General features: G+C 29.7%; 10 protein-coding genes and 1 other annotated feature. Of the genes, 1 reads left to right on the top strand and 9 read right to left on the bottom strand.

Going from position 1 to position 9,243, the window contains the following annotated elements:
- The 8 genes from MR593_RS06555 to larE form a co-directional block, all read right to left on the bottom strand.
- A partial coding sequence (locus MR593_RS06555; protein WP_290691067.1) for an argininosuccinate synthase domain-containing protein occupies positions 1-482 on the bottom strand: 482 nt, incomplete at its 3' end.
- Positions 483-619: 137 nt separating this feature from the next.
- Positions 620-831: a binding site (T-box leader), on the bottom strand.
- A 72-nt stretch (positions 832-903) separates the two neighbouring features.
- Positions 904-1,641 carry a tRNA pseudouridine(38-40) synthase TruA gene (gene truA / locus MR593_RS06550; RefSeq protein ID WP_290691065.1) on the bottom strand — a complete coding sequence of 246 codons (738 nt, stop codon included), beginning with the start codon at positions 1,639-1,641 and terminating at the stop codon, positions 904-906.
- 58 nt (positions 1,642-1,699) lie between these two features.
- Complete coding sequence (locus tag MR593_RS06545) at positions 1,700-3,127, bottom strand: HAMP domain-containing sensor histidine kinase (protein WP_331474756.1); 1,428 nt, start codon at positions 3,125-3,127, stop codon at positions 1,700-1,702.
- 2 nt (positions 3,128-3,129) lie between these two features.
- A complete protein-coding gene (walR, locus tag MR593_RS06540; RefSeq protein ID WP_290691063.1) occupies positions 3,130-3,828 on the bottom strand; it encodes a cell wall metabolism DNA-binding response regulator WalR in 699 nt (232 codons plus the stop codon).
- A gap of 19 nt (positions 3,829-3,847) precedes the next feature.
- Positions 3,848-5,254 carry a hypothetical protein gene (locus tag MR593_RS06535; protein WP_290691062.1) on the bottom strand — a complete coding sequence of 469 codons (1,407 nt, stop codon included), beginning with the start codon at positions 5,252-5,254 and terminating at the stop codon, positions 3,848-3,850.
- A gap of 165 nt (positions 5,255-5,419) precedes the next feature.
- On the bottom strand, positions 5,420-6,004 hold the full coding sequence (locus MR593_RS06530) for a hypothetical protein (RefSeq protein ID WP_290691060.1): 585 nt from the start codon (positions 6,002-6,004) through the stop codon (positions 5,420-5,422).
- An 82-nt stretch (positions 6,005-6,086) separates the two neighbouring features.
- Positions 6,087-7,232 (bottom strand): THUMP domain-containing class I SAM-dependent RNA methyltransferase, encoded by a 1,146-nt coding sequence (locus MR593_RS06525; protein WP_290691059.1) that lies wholly within the window; start codon positions 7,230-7,232, stop codon positions 6,087-6,089.
- A gap of 42 nt (positions 7,233-7,274) precedes the next feature.
- Positions 7,275-8,072 carry an ATP-dependent sacrificial sulfur transferase LarE gene (gene larE / locus MR593_RS06520; RefSeq protein WP_290691057.1) on the bottom strand — a complete coding sequence of 266 codons (798 nt, stop codon included), beginning with the start codon at positions 8,070-8,072 and terminating at the stop codon, positions 7,275-7,277.
- A 228-nt stretch (positions 8,073-8,300) separates the two neighbouring features.
- Here larE and MR593_RS06515 point away from each other — a divergent pair, with 228 nt between their 5' ends.
- On the top strand, positions 8,301-8,537 hold the full coding sequence (locus MR593_RS06515) for a hypothetical protein (protein WP_290691055.1): 237 nt from the start codon (positions 8,301-8,303) through the stop codon (positions 8,535-8,537).
- 60 nt (positions 8,538-8,597) lie between these two features.
- Here the strand turns inward: MR593_RS06515 and MR593_RS06510 are convergent.
- A partial coding sequence (locus tag MR593_RS06510; protein ID WP_290691053.1) for a succinylglutamate desuccinylase/aspartoacylase domain-containing protein occupies positions 8,598-9,243 on the bottom strand: 646 nt, incomplete at its 5' end.

Below are 9,243 nucleotides of genomic sequence, written 5' to 3'. Positions count from 1 at the left end.
TCGTTTGCGTAGTCTATTGCATCTTCTCTTGATTTTATATCCCAGATTCTCCATGGAGCTATAACCTTTATAGATGGATCTAGTGCTGCTATAGTTCCTTCGAATCTAACTTGGTCGTTTCCTTTTCCTGTACAACCGTGGCATATGTATTTAGCCCCTTCCTTTTGAGCTATTTCAACTAATTTTTTAGCTATTATAGGTCTAGCTAAAGCTGTTCCTAGAGGATATCTATTTTCATATAGAGTTTCTGCTTTTATTGCTTGATATATAGTAGTAGTTATGAATTCTTCTCTTAAATCTTCAACGTAAGCTTTTACAGCACCACTTGCTTTAGCTTTGTCTTCTATTTTACTCATATCGTCATCTTGACCTACATTTGCACAAACTGCTATAACATCTAAATCATAATTTTCTTTTAACCATGGAATAGTTATTGAAGTGTCTAATCCACCTGAATATGCTAATACAACTTTTTCTTTCATTTTTATTGTCCTCCTAATAAATCACGTTATTTTAATTAAAAAAGCCTCTTAGTAATAATTACTAAGAGGCGACATTGCGCGGTACCACTCTTATTAATAAATTTATCCTAATTATATAAAAAACGCCTCTTGTAAAATCAAGAGACGAAATATTTCCGCGTTACCACTCTAATTAATAAGATAAACTTATTCACTCTCCCTTTTAAGGCAAGGTACTCCTATTATCCTACTGAAATTTCAGATAATCTTCTCCAAAGCTCTCTTCATTTATCTCACAATTACCGAGCTTCCACCGTCCTCGGCTCTCTATAAACTTAAAATAAACTACTTTCTTCTTCAACGAATTTGTCTTATTAAATATTTATGAATTAATAATAAATCAAATGGGTAAAAATGTCAACAGTATTTTGTATATATTATTCTAATATTTTACTCTGTATAAAAACAACCCTTTTGCTGGAGCAGTTTCAGGAGATTTTGATCTATCTTTTAATTCTAGTATATTTTTTACTTCTTTTGCAGTTATTTTGTGGTGGCCTGCATCTATAAGTGTTCCTACAATTATTCTGACCATATTGTATAAAAATCCATCGCCCTCTACGTAAATTTCTATAATGCCGTCAGTTTCGTTTATAGCTATAGAGTAAATTTCTCTTATATGGCTTTTCTTTTTAGATCTAGACGAACAAAAGCTAGTAAAGTCGTGTTTTCCTATAAATACCTTTGAAGCCTCTCTCATAGAATCTATGTCTAGTTTTTTAGCTACATGACAAGTGTACTTTCTGTTAAATGGACTTGGGTATTTGTTGTTGTCTATTTTGTATAGGTACACCTTTCTCTTGGCGTTATATCTGCTGTGAAATCTATCGTCTACCTCCTCAATATCCTTTATTCCTATTGATTGTGGCAGATATTCGTATAAATACTTTTGGATTTTACTTAACGAATAATCGCAGTTTGTCTTGAAATTAACTACCTGTCCATAGGCATGAACTCCCATATCAGTTCTTCCAGAGCCTATTATCTCTATATCCTCTCCTGTCATCTGGCTTAAAACAGCTTCTAGCTTGCCCTGTATTGTATTTTGGTTGTCCTTTAGCTTTTGAAATCCCTTAAAATTACTTCCATCGTATTCAATTACCATCTTTATATTTCTCATATTTTTCCTCTTTTCTTTTGATAACATAGAAAAAATGTGAATAAATCACATTTTTCCCCTATTCTGCAATAGCATCTATTAAATTGTTTTTCAAAGTGAATGTAATATTTGTTCCTTCTCCTTTTTCACTCTCTAATATCATTTTTCCCTTGTGAAGCTTTATAATTTCGTTGCTTATTGCAAGACCTATACCGCTTCCTGATTTATTGTAATCCTCTTGGAAAAATTTTTCTAAAACCCTGTCTAGATTTTGCTTTTCTATACCGATGCCGTTGTCTGTTACAGAAAAAGTCGTGTATTCTTCTCCCTGTGACAATCTCACAACTACATATCCACCTTCATCTGTAAATTTAATCGCGTTTTGTACAAGGTTTATTAAAACCTGTCTAAGTCTATTTTTATCGCCTTGTATCTCGACTATTTCCCTCTCTTTTGTGTTAAATTCTGTAAGTAGAGTTATATTTTTCTCACGCGCCTTAACACCAAGCTGATTTACGACATCTTTAGCAAGCTTAGCCACATTTACATTGCCTATTTGAAGTCTTATCCTATCTGAGGCTAGTCGTGAAAAATCTAAAAGCTCCTCTACTAATGTTATAAGTCTCTCTGTTTCATCCTGTATAATTCCAAGCCCTAAATCTAGCTCTTCTTTGCTTATACCTTCATAGCTTAATGTTTCACTCCATCCTTTTATAGATGTAAGCGGCGTTCTAAGCTCGTGAGAAACTGAAGATATAAATTCTTCTTTTAATTTTCTAGTTTTATCTATTTCCCTAGCCATATGATCAAAGGTTCTAACTAAATCTCCAATTTCATCATCGTGTAACTTTTCGTTACTCAATGTTATATTGTAATTACCTTGGGCAAGCTGATTTGCTGTCTTTTTCAAATCCTGTATAGGCTTGATTAATGAATCTGCAAATCTCAAGCTCAGAAGGAAACAAATAAGCAATATAAGTATACCACCTATAAAAATACCAATTCCCATCCTTATCATGACACTATCTACTTCATTTAAGGATATGCTATACCTAACTACACCCTCAATTGAATTTCCTACCTTAATAGGAACAGATATACTCATTACGTGGTCTTTTGTCCTCAATATGTTGTATGTGAAAATATTATAGCCTTCATTTCCCATAAGCGCGTTATTTACATCGTCGTAATTTATTTTTTCTCCAGTTTTTATACCGTATTGATCGACTAAGACCTCTTTATTCTTATTTATAATTTGAATTCCTAAATTAATATCTTTATTGACATTTTCTCTTTCTAATATGTCGTTTATCGCATCCTCAAAGCTCGTGAAATTTACAGCTGAAATATTATCTACCTGTTGCTCTAGATAAGTTCTAGCTATACCATGATAATATTCCTTCATATAAAATACAAATAAAACCTCGAACAATGCCACAGTAATTGCAATCATTATAAAGTAATATTTTACTACCCTTCTTCTTAATCCTTCTAAATGTAATGTCAACCTTAGTCTTCCTTTCTAAAGCAATATCCATATCCCCAAATAGTTTGTATGTATTTTGGTTTTGATGGATCATCCTCTATTTTATTTCTTATTCTTCTGATATTTACGTCTACTATTTTGAAATCATATAAGTAATTATTGCCCCAAACCTCAGTTAATATTTGGTCTCTGCTTAGAGATTCTTTGGCATTTGTCATTAAATATTTAACTATAGAAAATTCTGTAGGTGTCAATTCTATTTCTTTTCCATTTTTAAATAATTTTCTCTTGTCCAAATCAAGCACAAAAGGGTCTGATACTATTTTGTTTAATTTCATAGAGCTTTCTTCTTTTTTAACTCTTCTAAGCAGTGCAGCTACTCTAACTAACAGTTCTTTTATACTAAATGGCTTTACTATATAATCGTCAGCTCCAGATATAAATCCTTCTAGTTTATCCTCCTCTTGAGCCTTTGCAGTAAGCATTATTATACCAACTTGGTCAAATTTTTGTCTTATATATTTGCATACCTCTATACCGCTCATATCAGGAAGCATAACATCTAAAAGAGCTATTGAAATATCGTTATTTGATGTTATTTTTTCTATAGCTTCACTACCGCTACCTGCTTCTATTATTTCGTATCCTTCCCTTTTTAAGTTTATACTTACAAAGCTTCTTATACCTATTTCATCTTCTAAAACTAATATTTTTTCCTTCATTTTTATCCTCCATCGAAGTTTATTCACTTATTTTTGAAAAATAATCCTTTATTATATCCACAGTCAAGTCAAATTTTTTCAATTGCTTTTCATTTACATCAGAAATAGAAAATACATATTTTTCTGTTTCAAATACATTTATATTCGATTTACTTATATTATTTGAATCCTCGACTATATTTTTTTCTGTTAGATTAAGTGTAAATAAATCTTTTTTATTCTCCTCATTTTTAGTATTATAAAAATCATTTGAATCGTAGTAATAGAATTTATACACTCTAAAATTGTTATTTGTATCTTCAGTTTCTTCAGTTATATATATTTTACCAACTAAATTATTTGGTATTAAAAATTTAAAATTATTTTCATAATTATAATAAATTTGGTTTACAAACAATAAATCGGCATCCTCGCCTTTTTTCTCGTTGTACTTATTCCAGCTGACTATAGCACTTGTAGGTGAAGCGTCTGTAATCAATGTATCTATAGTGACGCTATTTGAATCGACAATAGGTATATTAATTATTCCATCCTTATTTATATCCTCAACTTTAACGTAATATGGATTTAATACCTTTTCATAATCTTTTTCAAATGCATTTACAAACTCGTTATCTTCTAGATAAATTATTTCTGTAATATATCCGCTTTTTTCAGTATACGGTAGACTTAATAATAATGCTTTTTTCTTATTTGATGCTATGTTTCCAACAGATATATTTATATCCTCAAAATTTTTCACATCATCTAATCTAATGCTGTCTATAATAGATAATTTATCATCCTTCAAATTACAAGCGTATACATTCATTTTATCTGTACTATTATTATAATTATAAACTATTAAATCTAAAATTTTATCATTATTTATATCTTGTACTAAAACACCTAATTTAGTGAATCTATTTCTGTTAAAATAATTAAAATTATTTTTAGAAATCAATTCGTTTATCTTACCATTTTCATACCTACAAATAGTAAGTGTAGTCATATATTCATTTTCTATTAGCAAAATTATTTCCTTATTACCATCTTTATCTAAATCATAGAAATTTGCGTATTTTATTTTACTTCCCGATTCAGTATAAGAAATATCATAACTTTCATCGTTGTTGGAATCTAATATAGTAAATCCAACCTCATTTTTTACTCTTATGCCTTCCTTTTTTTCAAAAAATACTACTTCATCATTTCCATCCTCGTCTAAATCAACTTTATTTATTTTTCCCACTTCCATGGAGTTAGACGGCAAAACTAAAGCAGCACTTCCTAAAACTCTAGTTACTTCATCTGATAAATCTTTTTCATCTGAATCGTAAACAGGCAATTTGCTAAATAGACTTTCAGTTGTATATTCTCTATTATAACAGCCTGTACACAATACAGTAACTAAAGAAAGCATGCCTACTAATTTTAGTAGCTTCATCATTTTCCTCCTATTTTCTGATATATTATTTCTTTTACTTTAATTATACAATAATTAATATAAAAATCAAAAGAGTTGTGCATTAAATGATTAATTAAATCACATCATTTATGACAACTCTCTAAATTATAATTCACATTTATTTATAATAAAGCTTTTTATAGTCTATTCTTCTTTAAAATTTTGATCTGACCAGACTATTTCTTCATTATATTCGTCTGTATCTTCTTCTACAAGGTCGCCTCTGAAATTAGACTCTTCTTCTTCTACTTGATTATCTTGTATATTTACTTGTTCAACTTCTTTTATATTTACATCTTCTTCTTTATTTTGAAGCTGATTATTTTTTTTATGAGTTCTTCTTTTACTTTGTTTTTTATTTACTTTATTTTCTGCACCGTTTTGTAGCTGTTTGCCTTTATGGCTTTTTTTCGCCTTAGATTTTTTTTCTTTTACAGATTCACCTGATTTATCTAGCTCTTTATCGTTTTTTTTGCTTTTAGTATCTTGCTCTTCTTGTTTATGTTTTTTGCTTTTTTTACTGTTCTTTCCTAAGTTCAATTTGAGCGAATTTTTTTTAGGTCTAGACTTTGAATGTGTTTTATTTTCCTGTAAATCGAATTCCTCTTTTCTCTCTTCTGGAACGAGCTTATTTAAAATTACATCATTGTATTTTTCTTCATATTGCTCTTGATTGTTGTTTTCAATATTTTTATTTTTATAGCCTTTTTTATTGTGCTTTGCCCTCATTTAAAATAACACCTCCTAAATGCTATATAATATTTATATTTTTATATTCTCGCTTTTATAACATTTAAGAGGTAAAATTTTATTATTTTCTAGGTGGCTTTGGTCCTAAATATTGGTATAAATAGCTTTTTAGCATACCGTTGTACAGCTTTCTCTTTTTAGTGGCATCTTGACCGAACTCATTTTCAAAATCTTCATAAGAAGTTATCATATAATATGACCAATTTTTTAATTTTCTAAATGCATATCCAAGCTGTTTATAAAGCATTTTTACAGATTCAACATCTTCAAGTCTTTCTCCATAAGGTGGATTTGTAACTATAAATCCGTACTCCTCGTCGCTTTTGAATTCTGTTGCATCTGCCACGTTAAATTCTATATAATTTTCAACGCCTGCTATCTCTGCATTTTCTCTAGCTATCTCTATTACTTCCTCGTCTATATCGTATCCGTAAATTTTAAAGTCTATATCTTCGTTCATAAGATCATATGCTTCTCTTCTAGTATCCCACCAAATTTTTTTGTCTAGTGTTCTCCATTTTTCAGATATGAACTCGCGGTTAAGCCCTGGAGCCATATTTATACCCATCATAGCTGCTTCTATAAGTAGAGTTCCAGATCCACACATAGGGTCTACTAAAGTTCTTCCTGGCTTCCAAGGAGTTAAATACATTATAGCCGCAGCTAATGTCTCTCTAATTGGAGCTTTGTTTGCCTTTTCTCTATATCCTCTTTTGTGAAGAGCTACACCTGTAGTATCTATTGTAAGAGTTACTTTGTCCTTGTGAATAAACACGTAAATAGGGTATTTTTCCTTGTCCTCTTTAAGTCTTCCAGTTTCTAGATAGCTTTTTTTAAGGCTTTCTACTACTGCCTTTTTAACTATAGATTGTATATCTGGTATAGAATGTAATTTTGATTTTATTGAAGATGCCTTAGTTATTGGAAATTGAGCTCCGTATGGTATGTATTTAGCCCAATTTATTCTCTTTGTACCTTCAAATAACTCGTCAAAGCTTTTAGCTTCAAACTCGGCCACCTTTAAATGAACTCTCTCTGCACATCTAAGCCACATATTTGCCTTTGCTATACCGTACTCATCTGTCTTATATGTAACCCTTCCATCTTCTGTTTTTACTATTTCAAATCCTAAATTTTTAATCTCATTTGCCAGCATTTTTTCCACACCAAAAAAACAAGGCGAGATTAGAGTATATCCTTTTTCCATTTATCTATCAGTCAGCACTTACTTCTGACTCTCTCCTTTCATTTATTTATTTAAACTTCCCATTTCATATCCATTTAAATCTAATGTCACGTATTTAAATCCTATATCTTTAAGTTTAGTATACACATTTTTCATCATTTCATCATCAAAAAATTTACATATTTCGTCCTTAGCTACTTCTATTCTAGCTATATCACCGTGTATTCTAACTCTATACTGTCTAAAACCTAAATCTTGAAGGTAGTTTTCAGATTCTTCTACTAATCTAAGCTTTTCTTCTGTTATTTTATCTCCATAAGGAATTCTACTTGCAAGACATGCAAAAGACGGCTTATTATATGTTTTTAATCCCAATTTTTTTGATAAAATTCTTATTTCTTCTTTAGTAAGCCCACAATCTTTTAAAGGACTTACTATTTCTAATTCTTCAAGCGCCTTAAGTCCAGGTCTATAATCACCTAAGTCGTCTAGATTTGTTCCATCTAATATGTATTTTATATTGTTTTTTAAAGCGTAATTTTTAATCATATCGAAAACTGCGCATTTACAATAATAGCATCTTTTTGGACCGTTTTCAATAAAACCTTTTTCATTGAAATTATCTACCTTTATTACTTCATGCTTAACTCCAAATTCTCTGGTGTACTCTTTGGCTTCTTCAATCTCTCTATTAGAATGCATCATAGCATGTACAGTTACTGCGACTGCATTTTCTCCAAGCACATCACTTGCCACTTTTAGTAAGAAGTTGCTGTCTACTCCACCAGAATAAGCTATCACGACTTTTCCCATTTCCTTTAATTTATTTTTTAATAATTCATATTTCTTTTCTATATTCATTTTTTATCCTGCCTTCCTATTTTCAATACATCTTTGTAAATCTACAGTAATTATATATAAACGAGAATTATAAATCTACATAAACTTTATATTAATTATAAAATATTTATTATATATTCATATTTTTCATATTTATTTTATATGAATTATATCGCATTAAATTTAATTATATATTATATTTTAATTTTATGTTATATTATTTATATACAATATTTAGGAGGAATTGACATGGCAGCAGATTACAGCAAAATATTAGACAAATTAGTTAGATTAAATAGGGGTATGAATTTAAAGCTTAGAGATAACACAAATATACTAGATGTAAATATATACAATCAGACGCTTTTAACACTTGAGCTTGAATCTACAGATTTAGATAAACACAGCGAGTATATCTACAACAGAATAATAGAGCTTGAAAATGTTACGATGTACATACCGAGCGTATATATAAAAGAAGACTAAATTTTAAAAGGGCTACCACAAAATAATTTGTGTTTAGCCCTTTAAAATTTCTCTTTCATATTATTCTAATATTATCCTACAGACATTGCTGTTATTATTTATCAAAGCTATGTTATATATAAAATATATAATTCCATCATAAGGAGATATTATTTTTTGTAAAACTTCAGATTCATAAGGGTCGAGTACTTCTCCGATTAAATCTCCCTTTTTAATATATTGACCTAATTGTATATATGTTCTAAGTATACCTGCCTTATTTGATTTGACATATACTATATCATCTGAATTTATATGTTTAGTTTTATAAAAATCATCTTTTAAATTTTCCTTGTATACACCTATATTTATTAAGAAATTTTTGACAGCGTCTAGCACTGTTTCTGTAGAAGAATCGTTTATTTTTTCGTTTTCACCTATATATATAGAAAATGCATTTGTGCCCCAAATCTGCCAATTGTAATTTAATGTAGTCGTATCGTATGGATTTACTGATCTTATGTAGCTAAAAGGAAGTCCAAAATAATCCATAAGCTCTGGCTTTTCGTATCCGGTCTTCATCATAGTTACATGTGGAATAAACTCTCCTTTTAGATAATAGCTAGTAAACTGAATTCCATATTCAAAATCCTTCACATACTCAAATACATTATAAGCTATTCTCTGTGTAGTTTCACCTAAGTCATACCCTGGAAACATCCTGTTT

The organism is Intestinibacter sp., assembly GCF_022780145.1.
Taxonomy (GTDB): Bacteria; Bacillota; Clostridia; order Peptostreptococcales; family Peptostreptococcaceae; genus Intestinibacter.
Note: the sequence above shows the minus strand (reverse complement) of the source record. Positions and strands in the feature narration are given on the sequence as shown.

Excerpts from the sequence above, each read along its gene's own strand:
- truA (WP_290691065.1), bottom strand. The coding sequence starts at position 1,641 with ATGAGAAATATAAAGATGGTAATTGAATACGATGGAAGTAATTTTAAG.
- walR (WP_290691063.1), bottom strand. The coding sequence starts at position 3,828 with ATGAAGGAAAAAATATTAGTTTTAGAAGATGAAATAGGTATAAGAAGC.
- MR593_RS06535 (WP_290691062.1), bottom strand. The coding sequence starts at position 5,254 with ATGAAGCTACTAAAATTAGTAGGCATGCTTTCTTTAGTTACTGTATTG.
- MR593_RS06530 (WP_290691060.1), bottom strand. The coding sequence starts at position 6,004 with ATGAGGGCAAAGCACAATAAAAAAGGCTATAAAAATAAAAATATTGAA.
- MR593_RS06525 (WP_290691059.1), bottom strand. The coding sequence starts at position 7,232 with ATGGAAAAAGGATATACTCTAATCTCGCCTTGTTTTTTTGGTGTGGAA.
- larE (WP_290691057.1), bottom strand. The coding sequence starts at position 8,072 with ATGAATATAGAAAAGAAATATGAATTATTAAAAAATAAATTAAAGGAA.
- MR593_RS06515 (WP_290691055.1), top strand. The coding sequence starts at position 8,301 with ATGGCAGCAGATTACAGCAAAATATTAGACAAATTAGTTAGATTAAAT.